Origin of the sequence: Sorangium sp. So ce1036 (genome assembly GCF_051369805.1) — a bacterium.
In the GTDB taxonomy this organism is placed as follows: Bacteria; Myxococcota_A; Polyangia; order Polyangiales; family Polyangiaceae; genus Sorangium; species Sorangium cellulosum_F.
The window spans coordinates 8,697,036-8,714,082 of record NZ_JBBMOX010000001.1; the positions used below are offsets into that span (position 1 = coordinate 8,697,036).

At 73.7% G+C, this 17,047-nt stretch carries 10 protein-coding genes; 6 read left to right on the forward strand and 4 right to left on the reverse strand.

What is annotated here, in order from left to right; translation table 11 throughout:
* Positions 1-195: 195 nt before the first annotated feature.
* A complete protein-coding gene (locus WMF31_RS32655; RefSeq protein ID WP_436605691.1) occupies positions 196-2,142 on the forward strand; it encodes a sigma 54-interacting transcriptional regulator in 1,947 nt (648 codons plus the stop codon).
* Between the two features lie 288 nt (positions 2,143-2,430).
* On the opposite strand, the gene WMF31_RS32660 is transcribed toward WMF31_RS32655, so the two are convergent.
* Complete coding sequence (locus WMF31_RS32660; protein ID WP_436605692.1) at positions 2,431-5,010, reverse strand: hypothetical protein; 2,580 nt, start codon at positions 5,008-5,010, stop codon at positions 2,431-2,433.
* A gap of 37 nt (positions 5,011-5,047) precedes the next feature.
* Here WMF31_RS32660 and WMF31_RS32665 point away from each other — a divergent pair, with 37 nt between their 5' ends.
* Positions 5,048-5,236, forward strand: coding sequence for a hypothetical protein (locus WMF31_RS32665; RefSeq protein WP_436605693.1), 189 nt, complete (start codon positions 5,048-5,050; stop codon positions 5,234-5,236).
* Positions 5,237-5,408: 172 nt separating this feature from the next.
* On the opposite strand, the gene rsgA is transcribed toward WMF31_RS32665, so the two are convergent.
* Entirely contained in the window at positions 5,409-6,521 is a 1,113-nt protein-coding gene (gene rsgA / locus WMF31_RS32670) for a ribosome small subunit-dependent GTPase A (RefSeq protein ID WP_436605694.1), read from the reverse strand.
* 670 nt (positions 6,522-7,191) lie between these two features.
* Here rsgA and uvrB point away from each other — a divergent pair.
* The 4 genes from uvrB to WMF31_RS32690 all read left to right on the forward strand — a co-directional run bounded on the left by uvrB (position 7,192) and on the right by WMF31_RS32690 (position 13,846).
* Positions 7,192-9,405, forward strand: a complete 2,214-nt coding sequence (gene uvrB / locus WMF31_RS32675) for an excinuclease ABC subunit UvrB (protein WP_436605695.1) — start codon at positions 7,192-7,194, stop codon at positions 9,403-9,405.
* 136 nt (positions 9,406-9,541) lie between these two features.
* Positions 9,542-10,726 (forward strand): phosphoserine phosphatase SerB, encoded by a 1,185-nt coding sequence (gene serB, locus WMF31_RS32680; RefSeq protein WP_436605696.1) that lies wholly within the window; start codon positions 9,542-9,544, stop codon positions 10,724-10,726.
* 100 nt (positions 10,727-10,826) lie between these two features.
* Entirely contained in the window at positions 10,827-11,858 is a 1,032-nt protein-coding gene (locus tag WMF31_RS32685; RefSeq protein WP_436605697.1) for a LacI family DNA-binding transcriptional regulator, read from the forward strand.
* 50 nt (positions 11,859-11,908) lie between these two features.
* A complete protein-coding gene (locus tag WMF31_RS32690; protein WP_436605698.1) occupies positions 11,909-13,846 on the forward strand; it encodes a glycoside hydrolase 5 family protein in 1,938 nt (645 codons plus the stop codon).
* A gap of 105 nt (positions 13,847-13,951) precedes the next feature.
* On the opposite strand, the gene WMF31_RS32695 is transcribed toward WMF31_RS32690, so the two are convergent.
* Both WMF31_RS32695 and WMF31_RS32700 read right to left on the reverse strand, forming a co-directional pair.
* Positions 13,952-16,123, reverse strand: a complete 2,172-nt coding sequence (locus WMF31_RS32695) for an ABC transporter permease subunit/CPBP intramembrane protease (RefSeq protein ID WP_436605699.1) — start codon at positions 16,121-16,123, stop codon at positions 13,952-13,954.
* Positions 16,120-16,905 (reverse strand): ABC transporter ATP-binding protein, encoded by a 786-nt coding sequence (locus WMF31_RS32700; protein WP_436605700.1) that lies wholly within the window; start codon positions 16,903-16,905, stop codon positions 16,120-16,122. The genes WMF31_RS32695 and WMF31_RS32700 overlap by 4 nt, the downstream gene beginning before the upstream one ends.
* Positions 16,906-17,047: the final 142 nt, after the last annotated feature.

Genomic DNA, 17,047 nt, shown 5'->3' on the forward strand with positions numbered 1-17,047 from the left:
CCTTCCCCGGCCGCCAGCACGGCGGCGTCAACAGGCCCCAGCTCACCATCGTGCAGGATCCGCTGAATCCTCGCCACCCGGGCGGGAGGCTCGGCCGGAGCGGCTGGCGGCCCGGTTTTTCCTGGCGTCTCCTCGATGTTGACGGTTTACTCCGGGCCCTCCCCACGGGTCATCCTGGGGCAGACTGACCACACCATGATCCTGCTCGAGGTAACCCAGGGTCTGGCCGCCGGGCGCACCATCGAGCTCCAGGGCGAGCTGATCACGATCGGACGCGCGCCGGACAACCGGGTCGTCCTCGACGATCGCCACGTCTCCGGGGCGCACGCGCGCATCGTGAGCACCGCGGACGCGGTGGTGCTCGAGGACCTGCGCTCGACGAACGGGACGAGCGTGACGCGGCGGGGCGAGCGGCTCGAGCTCGGGGCCGAGCGCAGCGCGGTCGCCCTCCAGACCGGGGACGTCATCGAGCTCGGCTCGGGCGACGCGGTCACCCGGATGGTCGTGACGATCCCGGAGGAGGCCGACGACGCGCGGGTCGTATCGATCCGGCGCCTCGACGAGATCGAGCCCGCGGAGGCGAAGATCGAGCGCGACCCGAGCGCGCTGTCGGCGATGTACGCGGCGCAGAAGCGCATCGGCGCCGCGAACGATCTCGACCAGGTGCTCGCCGAGATCGCCGACGCGGTGCTCGCGCTGGTGCCGAGCGCGACGCACGTGACGGTGGTGCTCCGCGACGACGATCAGGAGCCGGGCGCCGCGCCGGCGGCGTTCGTCCCGGTGCTGACGCGGGTCCGCTCCGCGTCGGGCGGCGGGGCGCCGCCGGCGGGGCCGGTCCCGATCACGCGCAGCGTGTACCGGAAGGTGATCAAGGAGCGCGCGGCGGTGCTGGCCTCGGACGCGCCGATCGAGGTGGGGCAGACCGAGTCGCTGATGGGCGCGTCGATCCGCAGCACGCTCGCGGTGCCGCTCTGGAAGGGCGAGGAGATCATCGGGGTGCTCCAGGCCGACAACCGGAGCGCGCCCGGGATGCTGAACGGCGGCGATCTGGAGACGCTGCTCGTGCTGGCGGCGAACGCGTCGCTCGCGGTGGCGAACGCGCGGCTCATCAAGCGGCTGGTGCTGGCGGAGGAGCGGCTCCAGAAGGAGAACAGCTTCCTCAAGGGGCGCGAGGAGAAGCGCCGGGGCGGGGGTCGGAGCGCGGTCGAGATCATCGGCAGGAGCGAGGCGATGGGCAAGGTCATCGGCCAGCTCGACAAGGTGGTCGACACGCGGGTCACGGTGCTGATCGAGGGGGAGACGGGCACGGGCAAGGAGCTCATCGCCGCGGCGGTGCACTACCGCTCCCGCCGCCGCGACAAGCTCTTCGTCGCGCAGAACTGCGCGGCGCTGGCCGAGAGCCTGCTGGAGAGCGAGCTGTTCGGGCACAAGAAGGGGTCGTTCACGGGCGCCACGGAGGAGAAGAAGGGCCTGTTCGAGATCGCCGACGGCGGGACGCTCTTCCTCGACGAGATCACCGAGACCCCGCTGTCGCTCCAGTCGAAGCTCCTCCGCGCGCTCCAGGAGGGCGAGATCCGGCCGGTGGGCGCGACGAGCCCGAAGCACGTGAACGTGCGCATCGTCGCGGCGACGAACCGGAACCTGGAGGACGAGGTCGCGAAGGGGCGGTTCCGCGAGGATCTGTACTACCGGCTGAAGGTCTTCCCGATCCGCCTGCCGCCGCTGCGGGAGCGGCGCGACGACATCCCGCTGCTCGCGGCGCATTTCCTGGAGCGCTACGCGGACGAGATCGGCAAGCCGTGCGGCGGGTTCAGCCAGCAGGCGATGGAGCTGATGGTCGCGTACGACTGGCCGGGCAACGTGCGGGAGCTCCAGAACGAGGTGCAGCGGCTCGTGATCCAGCTCGATCCGGGGGCGTTCGCGACGCCGGAGCTCCTGTCGCCGCGGATCCGGCAGGTCGAGGGGCTCGTGACGCGCGCGGGGACGCCGAAGGGGTCGCTCAAGGAGATGATGGACGCGGTCGAGAAGTTCTTCCTCCTGGAGGCGCTGCGCGAGCACAACAACAACAAGACCAACGCGGCCAAGTCGCTCGGGATCACGCGCGAGGGGCTCCACAAGAAGCTGCGGCAATTCGGTATTTGAGGGGCGGGTCTTCCGGGAGAACCGGGGGCGGACAGGAGGAGGGAGACTGTTCCGGACGCGACGGAGCCAGGGGGAGGGGAGGCCGCGCGCGGGGGCGGAGGGGGGCCCTTCCCACGAACTCGCGCCTTGTGGTGGCCATGGCCCCATGAACGGATGCGCCGAGATCAGGAGAGCGTCGCTTCGCCGCAGGCCGGCGCTCGGGTTCGTGGGGCCCTTCCCCCTCCGCCCCCGCGCGCGGCCTCCCCTCCCCCTGGCTCTCTCCAAGACGCGAACAGGGGCTCGGGCCGCTCACGCGTGGCGGGCCGTGATCTCCACCATGCTCTCCCCCGCTTCGACGAGCAGCCCTTCCCCCCCGATCCGCAGGAGCAGCGGGCCGATGCGCCGCAGGTCGTTCCCGTCCCCCGTCCAGAGCATGTCGGCCCGCAACGGCGCGCCCGTCAGGGAGTCCAGCAGCCAGCCGAGCACCTGCGCCGCTCGCCCGGGCGAGAGCGCGCCGCCGAGCTGCGCGAGCAGGAAATAGCCCCACCCGTCCGCGGGCGGCTCCTCCTCCGCCGCGCAGACCGCGAGCTCCGCGAGCGCCGCTGCCCGCTCCGGCGGCAGCGCGAGCGCCGCCTGGGCGAGGGCCGCCATCCGGTCCGGTCCGTGGATGGCGAGCGCCTCGGCCGCCCGCGCCTCGGCCTCCTCCAGCTCCCCGGTCGCTCCGGCGCCCGTCGCGCCCTCGGCGGCCTCGCCGCGACCCAGGGGCGCGCGCGCCGGGGCCGCGGCCCCGGCGCCCTTTCTCTTGCCCTGCGCTCCGCGCCGGGCGCCGCTCGTCGCCGCCTCCTCCACCGGCGCCCCGAGCGACCGGAGCCGCTCGATCAGCGCCGGGCTCACCCGCCGCGCCCCCGGCGCATCCATGCGCTCCCGCTGCGCGTTCACCTCGAGCGCGACATCGAGGGAGAGAAACGGCGCCACACGACGCAGATCTTCATAGACCGCCGCATCCCACGATCGGCCGGACGAGAGCGCCGCGAGAGCGTCGCGCGCGACACGAGCCGCCCACGCCGAGCGGGCCGGCTCCCCCAGCCTGGGCGCGAGCAGCGCGAGGATCGAACGCCGCAACGGGTGCTCCGTACCCACCCGGTCCGCGGCGCGGGCGCAGAGAGACGCCGGCCAGCGCGCGATGGCTCGCTGGAAGGCGCCGAGGAGCGCCGCCGAGACGAGCGAGAGCACCTGCCCGAGCGCCTCGTCGAGCGCCCCCTCCGCGGACGTGCCCTCCGCGGGTGAGCCCCCCGCGGACGTGCCCTCCCCCGCCGCCCCCGGGGCCTCGCCGGCGAGCATCCCCGCCGCGGCGGCCAGCGCCTCCAGCCGCTCGGCGGGCTCGTCAGGCAGGCACCGCAGCGCCTCGTCCACGAGCGCCGCTCGCTCACGGCTCGGGCTCACCGCCGCCGCGGCGAGCATCGCCTGGGCAGCGCGGGGCTCCCGCCGCGCGACCTCCCGCGACAGCGCCGCCAGGCGCTCGCGCGCCCCCGCAGGGGCGAGCTCCGCCCAGCTCGCGAGGAGCTGCGCTGCCGCCGCGCTGTCCGCGAGCGGCCCCTCGGTGACCCAGAGCCGCGCCCGCAGCGACGACTCCACGAGCGCCGCGCGGACCGCGAAGGCCGAAGCGCGCGCCCGCTCGACCGCGTCCACCTGCGCGCGCCCCGTCGCGGAGGCCCCCGCCGGCGCCTCGCGCCGCTCGAGCGCGCCGGCGGCCGCACGCTGCGCCGCGCGCCGTGCCGAGCGGGCGTCCTCGATGCGACCCCGCGACGGCGCCTGCGCCCCCGCGCAGAGCGCCTCCCACGCCGGATCGACGAGATCGACGAAGGCCGTCCACGGCGCGCCCGAGAGCTCCAGGTGGCCCGCGCGGCACGCGGCCCAGTACACACGCTCCTCGCTCCCCGGGGCGCCGCGCGCGGCGCGGGACGCGGCGTCCGCGAACGCCGCGTGCACCCGCCCGCGCTCCGCAGGCGGAAGCGCTGCCTCCACGGCGGCCCGCCAGCCGCTCTGGCCGTAGGAGACGCCCCCCACCTCGATGCAGAGCGGCCCGCGCTCTCCCGCGACCTCGGCGAGGTGCGCGGCGATCCGCTCCGGAGCGCTCCGTGTCACCGCCGCGAGCACCGGGATGGGCGCCGGGGCCAGCGCGAGGGCAACGGCCGGGACGATCTCCGCCAGGTCCTCGCCCCCGGCCACCTGCTCCTCTTTCAGGCTCCCGCCTCCGGCCGCCTGCTCCCCCGTCAAGCTCCCGCCTCCGGCCGCCCGCTCCCCTGTCTCCCCGCGCTGCCCCCCTGTTCCCTCGCGCTGCAAGAGCACCGCGTCCTCGTCGTCCGCGCCCTCGCGGCCGCTGCACAGCACGCGGGGCCCCTCCTCGGAGGCCGCCTCCTCCAGGATCGCGCGCGGCGAGAACCCCACCGCGTCCTCCGCCGCATCCACGATCAGGACGATGTCCCGCGCCCGGAGCGCCTCCCCCGAGAGCCGCAGCCGCGCCTCGTGGGCGAGATCCTCGCTCGTGCCCGGCGCTTGCTCGCTCTCGAACGCCGGCTCCACGACCGCGAGCGCAGCGACCAGCGCCTCGAGGCCGCCGAGCGGCAGGGCGGTGCCCCACCTCCGCCCGATCGGCCAGATCACGACGGTCGCGCCGCGGGCGCACAGCGCCTCGATGACCCCGTCGAGCACCGCCCATCGCCCCGTATCCTCCCGGGCGACGAGCGTGGCCGTGGCCCTTCCGGCCAGACGCTCCAGCACGGCGCAGGCCGCCGCCCCGATCTCCGGATCTCCGCCGCGCGCGGCCGCGACCCTCCCGAGCGCGGCGCGAAACGCGTCCTTCACGATCCGTCGAGCGGTCCCGTTCATGATAGCTCCGCCATGTGAGCGACGCGCTCAGGTCCCGGTGAAAGGGGGAGTCCTCGACGGGACGGTCGCCCCGATCAGCCCGTTCGCCGGGTCGTTCTCCGCGCGCGAGGTGTTCTCGTTCCGGTGGTTGCGCCAGATCGACTGTCCATCCCACAGCCCCCGGTTGTTTCCCCGCCCTGGGTTCGGCGCGGCGACCCCGCCCGTCGCGTTCGTCGCGCCGCCCTGATTGATGTTGCCATGACGAACACGCCGGGGTTCATGCCGGGAATGGCAGGGATATTGGGGACGGGTGCTATCCGCGCCATGGATCGGCGATATCAATGCGGCCGAATAGCGTCAATCGACGGCCGGGCGCGCGGGCGGCGCGCGCCCGCCGTGCGGTGTTTGCTCGGAGCGCGCTAGCGCTTTGGATTGTTGCGCAGGCTCTTCGATATCTGCTTCCAGCGCCGCTTCTCCTCGCTCCGCGCGCGGGCGTCGTGCTGCAGCGCGATATGGCGGCGCTCCGCCCCGAGCTTGCGGTAGGCGCCGAGGCGCGCCGGATCGAGGTCGCCGCCCTCGACGGCGCGGAGCACCGCGCACCCGGGCTCGCCCGCGTGCGCGCAGTCGCGGAACCGGCACGCCCCGGCGAGGGCCTCGACGTCCTCGAAGCCGGAGAGGCCCGCCCCGTCCTCGGACCAGAGGCCGAGCTCCCGCACCCCGGGCGTGTCGATGAGGAGGCCGCCGCCCGGCAGGGGGAAGAGCTCCCGGTGGGCGGTCGTGTGGCGGCCGCGATCGTCCGCCGCCCGGATCGCCCCCTCGAGCTGGATCTCCGCGCCGAGCAGGCGATTGCTGAGCGCGGATTTCCCGACGCCGGACGAGCCGACCAGGGCCACGGTCTCCCCCGCCCCGATCTCGGCGCGGAGCGCGTCGAGGCCGTCGCCGGACAGGGCGCTCACCAGCACGACCGGCGCGGCGGGCGCGACCTCCCGCGCCGCGTCGATGAACCGCCCCGGGTCGGGGCAGAGATCGGCCTTGTTGAGCGCGAGGACGGGGCGAGCGCCGCTGTCGATGACCGCCTCGAGGTACCGCTCCAGGCGGCGCACGTTGAAGTCGGCGTTCAGCGACGTGACGATGAAGACCGTATCGACGTTGGCCGCGAGCACCTGGGCCTCCACCGAGGGCCCCGCGGCCTTGCGGCGCAGGCAGGTGCTCCGCGCGAACGTGTGCACGATGTACGCGGGCCCGGCGCCGTCGCCGGGCCTGAGCCCCACCCAGTCCCCGACGGTGGGGAGCGCCGCGCGGTCCGCGGTCTCGTGCGCGAGGCGGCCGCTGACGACCGCGAGGCGGGGGCCGTCCGCGGTCTGCACGTGGTGCAGCGACGCGGAGGCGAGGACGACGCGCGCGGGCTGCACGGCGTCCTCCAGGCGCGCGAGCTGGGCCGCGAAGAAGGGAGTCCATCCGAGCCCGATCAGGTCGAGCCGCGGTTCGTGCTGGGAGAGAGGATGAAGAGGAGAACGAGGATCAGGTTGCATGACGGGACGAGCGCTCCATGGCGTTCGGCCGCGCGCGGGCGCGCGGCGATCGACGGACAGGGGCGCGACGGCGCGCGAGGGCGCGCCCGCGCCGGCCAGAGGACGCGCGGGGCCGCCGCGGCGCGGAGCTCGTCGACCGCTCAGGACATCACGCCGGAGGGCGCGCCCGGCCGGGGCATGAGCCCCGCGGGACGCGCGCGGTGCAGGCGACGCAGCACGGGCGCGCGCCGCTCAGGGCACGCGCGCCGGAGCGCCGGAGCGAGGGCGTGGAGACGAGCTCAGCCAGCCGCGGCGGAGACGGCGGCGGCGGCAAGATGGATGTGCGGTGTGGTCGCGCTCATGATCTGGCCTCCGTGCTCGGCGTGCGTCACCACGACGCGGCGTCGCCTAGAATCCGCCACCGCCTCGCCGCCGTCAAGCGCCGCCGTGGCTGGCCGGCGGCTCGACGTCACGCACGCGCCGCGCCCTCCGGCGCCTGGCCCTCCGGCGCCCGGCGACCACGTGCCGGCGACGCGCGCGCGCGCCCCAGGGTAGGTTACCCGCGCGCCCGCGTGCCGGTTCGATCCAGCGCGCCCCCACCCCTGCCCCCCTACCCCACCACGCATCTCCTCCGGCCGCTGCGGAGGCGGGGTTGCGAGGAGCGCCTCGCCGCATTAGGGTCCTCTGCTCCATGCCCACACACTTCGAGCTCGTCTCCGAATTCAAGCCGTGCGGTGACCAGCCTCGCGCGCTGCGGGAGATCTGCTCCGCCTTCGAGCAGGGCGAGACCTTCCAGGTCCTCCTCGGCGTGACGGGCAGCGGCAAGACGTTCACCGCCGCGAAGGTGATCGAGAAGCTGCAAAAGCCGACCTTGATCCTGGCGCCCAACAAGACGCTGGCGGCCCAGCTCTACGGCGAGATGAGGGAGCTCTTCCCCAACAACGCCGTCCACTATTTCGTCAGCTACTACGATTATTACCAGCCCGAGGCGTACGTCCCGACGAGCGACACGTACATCGAGAAGGACGCGATCATCAACGACGCGATCGACCGCATGCGCCACGCGGCGACGCACGCGCTGCTGTCGCGGCCGGACGTGATCATCGTCGCCTCGGTGAGCTGCATCTACGGCATCGGCTCGGCCGAGAGCTACCACGGGCTCCTGATCAAGCTCGAGCGCGGCACCGAGATCCGCCGGGACGAGCTCCTCCGGCGGCTCGTCGACATCCAGTACACGAGGAACGACGTCGACTTCCACCGCGGCACCTTCCGCGTGCGCGGGGACGTGGTCGAGATCTTCCCTGCCTACGAGGAGTCGCTCGCGATCCGGGTCGAGTTCTTCGGCGACGAGATCGAGGCCATCAAGGAGGTCGACCCGGTCCGCGGCAAGGTCGTGGGCCAGCTCGACCGCTACGCCGTCTTTCCGGGCTCCCACTACGTGACCGAGCAGCAGCAGCTCCGGCTCGCGATCCAGTCGATCCGCGAGGAGCTGCGCGAGCGCATCGACTTCTACGACCGGGCCGTGCGCTTCCTGGAGAAGCAGCGCATCGAGCAGCGCACGATGTACGACCTCGAGATGCTGGAGCAGATGGGGTTCTGCAACGGCATCGAGAACTACTCGCGCCACCTCTCGGGGCGGAAGCCCGGCGAGCCCCCGCCCACGCTCATCGACTACTTCCCGAAGGACTTCCTGCTCATCATCGACGAGTCGCACCAGACCATCCCGCAGATCGGGGCGATGTACCGGGGCGACCGGGCGCGGAAGGAGACGCTGGTCGAGTACGGCTTCCGGCTGCCGAGCGCGCTCGACAACCGGCCGCTCAAGTTCGAGGAGTTCGAGCAGCACTACGCCCAGGTCCTCTTCGTGAGCGCGACCCCCGGCGACTACGAGCTGCAGAGGTCGGGCGGCGTGGTCGTCGAGCAGATCATCCGCCCCACCGGGCTCATCGATCCGCAGATCCAGGTCAGGCCGGTCGCCGGGCAGGTCGACGACCTGCTCGCGCGGATCCGGGAGCGGGTCGAGCGCGGCGATCGCGTGCTCGTCACGACGCTGACCAAGCGGATGGCCGAGGACCTCACCGAGTACTACACGGAGCTCGGCATCCGCGTCCGCTACCTCCACTCGGACGTCGACACGCTCCAGCGCGTCGAGATCCTCCGGGACCTCCGGCGCGGCGAGTTCGACGTGCTGGTCGGCATCAACCTGCTGCGCGAGGGGCTCGATCTGCCGGAGGTGTCGCTGGTGGCGATCCTCGACGCCGACAAGGAGGGTTTCCTCCGGAGCCCGCGCTCGCTGATCCAGACGATCGGCCGCGCCGCCCGCAACGTGAACGGCGAGGTCGTGATGTACGCCGACCGCATCACCGACGCGATGAAGCGCGCGATGGAAGAGACGAACCGGCGGCGCGGGATCCAGCAGGCGTACAACGAGGAGCACGGCATCACGCCGGCCACCGTGAAGAAGGCGATCCTCGACCTGTCCCCCACGTCGGGCGCGCGCGACTACTACGCGGTGCCGAAGGGCCCGGCGAAGCCCGGGGCCGAGGCGGCTCGGGCCGCCGTGGTCGATCTGGCCGACCAGATCGAGGCGATCCGGCAGGAGATGTTCGCGGCGGCGGAGAACCTCGAGTTCGAGAAGGCGGCGCGGCTGCGCGATCAGCTCCGCCAGCTCAAGGCCGAGCTGGGCGACGGGGACGCCGGCGCGGCGCGCTCGGCGGCGGAGGAGAAGCCGGCGCGCTCCGGGCGGACGGCGAGCCGGCGCGGCGCCGGCGCGGGCGTCAAGGCGAACGGCGGGCGCGCGGGCGCGGGGGCGGGCGCCAAGGCGAACGGCGGGCGCGCGGGGACCGCCGGGGCGAGCGGCAGCGGGCGCGCGGCGGCGGCGCGGGGGCGCGGGCGGTACCGGTAGCGCGGCGACGGCGAGCCCGCGGGGGGGACGGCAGCGCGCGGGGAGCGAACTGGCGTGTTCGCTCGGGGGGCGAACAGGCGTGTTCGCGCGCGGATCGGCGTCGACCCTGCGGCGCGGCCCTGATAAGGGGCCCGCGATGGCCGCCTCCTCCGATCCGATCCTCGTCACCGTCACCGGCAGGGACCACCCCGGGATCACCGCTCGGCTCACCGGGATCCTCAGCGAGATCGGCGCCACGCTGCTCGACATCGAGCAGGTGGTGGTGCACGGCAACCTGAACCTCGCGCTGCTCGCGCTCTTCCCGGAGACGCGCAACGGGCTCAAGGAGCTCCTGTTCGCCGCGAAGGAGCTCGGGGTGGCGCTCGACTTCACGCCGCTCGACGGCGGCGCCCCCGCGCGGAGGCTCGGGAGCCGGTACGTGGTCACGGCCATCGGCCGCGAGCTCTGCGCGAAGCAGCTGCACGACGTCGCCTCCACCCTGGCGGCCCACGACGCGAACATCGAGAAGATCGCCCGCCTGTCCGTCGAGCGGCTCTCCTCGGTCGAGATCCAGGTGCTGCTCCAGCGCGAGGAGCGGGCCGAGGCGCTCAAGCGGGCGCTCCTGGCGCTCGCGATGCAGAACAGCTTCGACCTCGCGCTGCAGCGCGAGGGGCTCTTCCGCCGCAGCAAGCGGCTCGTGGTCATGGACATGGACTCGACGCTCATCCGCATCGAGGTCATCGACGAGCTCGCGCGCGCGAAGGGCGTCGTGGAGCAGGTCGCCAGGATCACCGAGCGGGCGATGCAGGGAGAGATGGACTACGACGAGTCGCTCCGCCAGAGGCTCGCGCTGCTCCGCGGGCTCGACGTCGGCGTGCTCCGGAAGATCGCCGCCGAGCTCCCCATCACCGAGGGCGCAGAGACGCTCATCCGGGTGCTGAAGCGGCTCGGCTACCGGACCGCGGTGATCTCGGGCGGATTCTCGATAGCGGCCGAGGCGCTGAAGGCGAGGCTCGGGATCGATTACGCCTACTCGAACGCGCTGGAGGTGGAGGGCGGGAAGCTGACGGGCCGGGTCACAGGCCCCATCGTCAACGCGCAGCGCAAAGCGGAGCTGCTCGAGACGATCGCGCAGGCGGAGGGGGTGTTGCTCGATCAGACCATCGCCGTCGGCGACGGCGCCAACGACCTCTTGATGCTCCAGCGGGCGGGCCTCGGGGTCGCGTTCCGCGCGAAGCCCAAGCTCCGGGCAGCCGCGGACACGTCGCTCTCCGCGAGCGGCCTCGACGCCGTCCTCTTCCTCCTCGGCATCACCGAGCGCGAGCTCCTCGAGGTGACGTAGCGGCGAGAGGCGCCCTCCCGGCGTGCTATCCAGGCGGGGCCGGACGGCGGGCCCCCCACGCGGTGAGCCTGGAGCCGTCGGCCGGGAGCGGAGGTGCTGCTTGAAGCGTCCGACCATCACGGACATCGCGTGGCGTGCGGGGGTGTCCAAGGGAGCGGTGTCCTATGCGCTGAACGGCAGACCCGGCGTGTCCGAGCCGACGCGCGAGCGGATCCTCGCCATCGCGGCGGAGATGGGCTGGCAGCCGAGCAGCGCGGCGCGGGCGCTCTCCGACGGCCGGGCCGGCGCGATCGGCCTGGTGATCGACCGGCCGGCGCGCACGCTCGGCATCGAGCCGTTCTTCATGCAGCTCATCTCGGGCATCGAGGCGGAGCTGGCCGAGAGCGCCGAGGCGCTGCTGCTCAAGGTCACCGAGGACCGCGACGCCGAGATGGACACGTACCGGAGGTGGTGGGCCGAGCGGCGGGTCGACGGCGTGATCCTGGTCGACCTCTGCGAGGGAGATCCGCGCGTGAAGCTGATCGAGGAGCTCAAGCTCCCCGCGGTGGTCGTCGGCGGGCCGGCGGGCAAGGGGAGCCTCTCCGGCGTGTGGAGCGACGACGCGGGCGCCATGCGGGCGGTCGTCGATCACCTCGCCGCGCTCGGCCACCGCTCCATCGCCCGGGTCGCCGGCCCCGCGGCGTTCCTGCACACGGCGGTCCGCAGCAAGGCCTTCAGCGCCGCGGCCCGGAGGCGGCGCCTCACGCGGGCGCCTACGATCCACGCCGACTACACGGGGGAGGCGGGGGCCCAGGCCACGCGGCGGCTCTTGTCCGGGCCGACCCCGCCCACCGCCATCGTCTTCGACAACGACGTGATGGCCGTCGCCGCGCTCGCCGTCGCCCAGGAGATGCGCGTCCCCGTGCCCGAGCGCCTCTCGATCGTGGCCTGGGACGACTCGGCGCTGTGCGAGCTCGTGCACCCGGCCCTCACCGCCGTGCGCCGCAACATCGCCGAGCACGGCGCCCGCGCCGCCGCGCTGCTCCTCGGCCTCGTCGCGGGCGAGCCGATCGCCGACGCCGAGTGCAGCGCGCCGACGCTCGCGACGCGGGGCAGCACCGCGCCGCCCGTTGACGCTGAACCGATTAAGTGATCTGGTCGACGGGCGTGCCTCGCACGCCTGCCGGAGGACGTCGGAGGAGCATGCAACGCCATTTCGCCAAGGTCGCTGTCCGCAACCACCCTGTCGCGTGGCTCGGGGCCAATTTCTGGTCGAGGCGCGGCGGACCGCTCATGTGGCAGAGCTACGACCCGGCCGTCGTCCGCGAGGAGCTCCGGGTGCTCGCGGAGCACGGGCTCACCATGACCCGGTCGTTCTTCTACTGGCCTCACTTCATGCCCGAGCCGGACCGGATCGACGAGCGCTGCGCCGCGCATTACGCGGATTTCCTCGAGGCCCACAGCGAGGCGGGCCTGACCACGATTCCGACCCTCCTCGTCGGCCACATGTCGGGCGAGAACTGGGACCCGGCGTGGCGGCGCGGGCGCGACCTGTACGGCGACGTGTGGATGGTCGCCCGGCAGGCGTGGTTCGCCGAGCAGATGGCGCGGCGCTTCGCCGGTCACCCGGCGGTGACCGGCTGGCTCATCTCCAACGAGATGCCGATTTACGGCGAGCGCGAGCGGTCCCTCCGCGAGAGCGTCACGAGCTGGGCGAGCCTGCTCGTGCAGGCGCTCCGGGCCGGCGGGGCCAGCCAGCCGATCTCGATCGGCGACGGCGCCTGGGGCATCGAGGTCACCGGCCACGACAACGGGTTCTCGGTCCGCGACCTCGGCGCCCTCGTGGATTTCCTCGGCCCGCACGTCTACCGGATGGAGAACGACGTGGTCCGCCAGCATTACGGCGCGGCGTTCATCTGCGAGCTCACGGGCTTTCTGGGCAAGCCGGTGGTGCTGGAGGAGTTCGGGGTGTCCTCGGCCTTCGCGTCCGACGAGAACGCCGCGCACTACTATCGACAGGTCCTGCACAACACGCTGCTGGCCGGCGCCACGGGCTGGATCGGCTGGAACAACACCGACTTCGACCTCATCCATCAGGACCCGTACCGGCACCATCCGTTCGAGCTCCATTTCGGCCTGACGACCACGGACGGCCGCCCCAAGCCGCAGCTCGAGGAGATGGCCCGCTTCGCCAGGGTGCTCGCCGACATCGACGTCCTCGGCTGCGAGCGCGAGCCCGCCGACGCGGCGCTGATCGTCCCGGCGTACCTGGAGGGCGTGTTTCCGTTCACCGAGGCCGCGGATCGCAACACCCTGTTCAACGTGCTGCGGCAGGCCTACGTCGCGGCCAGGGAGGCGGACCTGCCCGTCGGGCTGAGCCGGGAGCGGGACGGGATCGCCGAGGACTGCCGGCTTTACCTCCTCCCGTCGACCAAGCAGCTCACCGCGCCGACCTGGCACCTGCTGGAGCGGCTGGCCTCCGCGGGCGCGGTCGTCTACGCGTCGTACTGCCACGGCACGCACGGGTCGCAGCGCGGCCCGTGGTACGCGCATCTCAACGAGATGTTCGGCGTCGAGCACCAGTTGCGTTATGGGCTGGTCGATCCGATCGAGGACGACGAGGTGACGCTCACGTTCCGCCGGCGGTTCGGCGCGATCGAGGAGGGCGCCACGCTGACGTTCGCGGCCGCCGGCACCGAGCACAGCCGCGCGTACCTGCCGGTGCGGCCGCGGGGGGCGGAGGTCGTGGCGGTCGACCAGCACGGCCGGCCGGCGGTGCTGCGGCGCGAGGTCGGACAGGGCAGCATCGTGCTCTGCACCTACCCAGTCGAGCACTTCGCCGCCGAGACCCCGCGCGTCAACCCGGAGCCCACCTGCCGGCTCTACGAGGCGCTCGCCGAGCTCGCCGGCGCGCGGCGCCCGGTGACCGTGGCCGATCCGCGGGTCGCGGCCGACACCCTGCGCCACCGCGACGGCCGCCGCTTCGTGTTCCTGGTCAGCCAGGCGGATCAACCGCTCTCGGTGAAGCCCGTGGCCGCCTCGGGCCGCCTGACGGAGCTCGGCGGCGCCAGGCCCGTCGACGCCGTGGAGCTCGCGCCGTACGACGTGCGGGTGCTCGAGCTCCGGGGAAGCCAGCGCTGACCGCGCGGAGGCCCGGCGAGGGCGGGCGGGGGCGCGCGCACGACGCGCGAACCGGCCATCTCGGCGCGCCACCTCACAGGCTGCACGACCACGCCAGCCTCTGGCTCAGCCTCGGGCGCCTCCCGCGCGCGCGGCGGCGCCGCCGGCCACCTCGCTGCCGTGGCCCCCTTCAGGCGCCGGCGATCGGCGGAGCAGCAGCAGCCCGGCCAGGGACACGAGGCCGCCGGCGACCGTCACGCTCCACGGCAGCGCCCCCTCGACGGCGCCCTGCAGGGATGGCGGATTGAAGTAGAGCAGCGACGCCGCGAGCCCGTTGTTCAGGACGTGAACGAGCATCCCGGGCAGCACGGACCCGGTGCGGTGGCGCGCGTAGCCGAGCGCGAGCCCGAGACAGAACGTCGGCAGCAGGCGGTACACCGACCCGTGGGCGAGCCCGAAGAGGAGCGCCGAGGCGACGATCGCCGCCGCGGGCCCGGCGCGGCGCAGCCCGGCGTAGACGAGGCCGCGGAACAGGAGCTCCTCGCAGACGGCCGGCGTCACGGCGATGAGCAGCAAGATCACCGGGTACGGCTGCCCGTCGAGCAGCACGAGATCGCGCAGCTCTCGCGCGAGCGCCTCCGGCGCCGGGAACCACCGGAGGACGGTGCCCCCGATCGCGGCCCACGCCGACCCCCCGAGGAGCAGCGCCCCGGCGAGGCCGCGGGCCGAGGCCGGCCGGAGGCCGAGCGTCTCCCGCGGCGAGTAGCCGAAGCCGAGCACGAGCGCGACGGTGGGGAGGAGGAAGAAGCCGAGCTGCGTGACCGCGAGCTGGACCGCCACGCTGGCGCGGGCGATGAGCAAGCTGCCGTAGAAGAAGAGCACCTGGACGCCCGCGAACGCCGCGATCGAGAAGGCGGCGGACGGCGCCCCGCCGGCCCGGCGCCCGAGGCCCAGCACCGCGCCCGCCGGCTCCTGGCCCCCGAGCAGCACGCTCTCGCGCTCGAACACGCGCGCGGCGAAGAGGAGCGCGAGGCCGGCGTAGAGCGCCGACGAGAAGATCGCCGCGAAGAGCAGATCGAGCGGCGCCTCCCCGAGGAAGAGGGCCTTGATCAGCACCGCGATGTTGAGGACCGGGGCGTAGGCCGTCCACGGGTTGAGCTCGATCATCGGCAGGGCGGTGATGCCGGCGAGCAGCGAGAGCGGCAGGTACGCCGGCATGAGCGCGTTCTGGCCGTCCTTGAAGTCCTTCGCGAAGACGGCGAGCGCGAGGAACAGCGCCGAGAACAGGGAGGTGACCGGCACGAGCAGCACGAACGTGAGCGCGAAGATGGACGTGTCCACGACCACGACGTCGGGCAGCAACCGGCGCACCGTCAGCGACAGGCTCACCACGTTGCCGAGCGCCGTGAGCAGGGAGATGATCCACACGGCCAGGAACTTGCCCGAGATGATCTCGATGGATCGCACGGGCGCGCAGAGGAGCGTCTGCATCGTGCCGCGCTCCTTCTCGCCCGCCGTGAGATCGATCGCGGGCAGGAAGCTGCCGAGGAGCGACATCAGGATGAGCATCATCGGCATCATCGAGCCGAGGATCTGGCCGACCTTGCGGCTGTCGGCCGCGACGTCGCGCGGCACGATGTCGTACGCGATCGAGAACCCCTCGGGCAGGCCGCGCTCCGCCTCGCGCTCCGCGACGATCGCCGCGCGGGCGCGCCCGAGGGCCCTCTCGAGGCGCGCCTCTGCCAGGGCCGAGTCGGCGCGGACCGAGTCGTAGTAGATCGCGACGGCCCCCTTCCCGCCGCGCTCCAGCGTGGCGTCCAGCGCGGGCCACGGGACGAGGACCGCATCGACCCCCCGGTCGCTCACCGCGGCGCGCGCCGCGGCGAGCACGGGGTTGTCCGGCTCGGTCCAGCGCGGCCGCGGGTCGTCGGCGCCCCCGTCGCGCGGCGGCGCCTCGCCCGCGTCCGGCGTGGTGGCCGGGCCCTCCGGCGGCTCGATCGCCCCCGAGGCGAGGCCCTCCCGCACGTCGGGGGGCGCGCCGACCCAGGGCGCGAGCTCGATCTTGTCCGCCGCCTCGATCCTCCGGCGCAGGCCCTCGGCGAGCTCGCCCCACACCGCGATCTTGGACGAGCGCGCCTCGCGCGCCGCGACCTCGGAGCCGACGAGCTGGCTGACGCCGAGCGCGAAGAGCGGATAGAGGAGGATCGGGACGAGCAGGAGGCGCACGAGCGTGCGCCGATCCCGGAGCGACTCGACGAGCTCCTTGCGGAGGATGGTCCAGACGATGGCGAGCCTCACGGCGCCTCGCGCCGGCGCGCCGGCGCGCCGGCGCCCTCGGACGCCGTGGGCGGGCGGCCCCGCTCGACGTGGTGGAGGAAGGCGTCCGTCAGGTTCGCGGCGCCCGCGCGCTCGAGGAGCTCCGGGAGCGCGCCGGCGTCCACGATGCGGCCCTCGTGCAGGAGGGCGATGCGATCGCAGAGGTACTCGGCCTCACCCATGATGTGCGTCGAGAAGAGGATGGCCCTGCCCGCGGCGCGCTCGCGCCGGATCGACGCGACGATGAAGCGGCCGCTGATGACGTCGAGCGCGGTCGTGGGCTCGTCGAGGATGAGCACCTCGGGCTCGTGGAGGAACGCGCGCGCGATGTTGGCGCGCTGCTTCTGCCCGGCGGAGAGCGTGCTGCACGGCCGCGAGGCGAACGCCTCCATCTCGAGATCGGTCACGAGGGCGTCGATGCGGCGCGAGAGCGCTGCCTCGCCGATGCCGTACAGCCGGCCGAAGTAGCGGAGCACCTCGCGGGGCGTGAGCCGCTGGTAGAGCTGGGTGTCGCCGGAGAGGAAGCCGATGCGCTGCTTCGCCTCGAGCGGCCGCGCGGCGAGGTCGACGCCGCCGACCAGGACGCGCCCCGCGGTCGGCGACAGGATGCCGGCGAGCATCCGCAGCGTCGTCGTCTTGCCCGCCCCGTTCGGCCCGAGCAGGCCGACGATCTCCCCCGGGCGCACGGCGAGATCGAGCCCGTCCACGGCCGTGAGATCGCCGTAGTGCTTCACCAGGCGCTCGGCGAGGAGTGCGGGGCCCATGGCGTCCGTCCTATTCGGTCCGCGGCGGGGCGCAAAGCGCCGACCCGGTGCCCCCGAGGGCCGCGTCTTGGCGCCCCCGGCCGGGCTCCCCGAGACGGCCCACCGGCCTCCGCGGCGAGCTGGGCCTCCGCGGCGTGGCGCC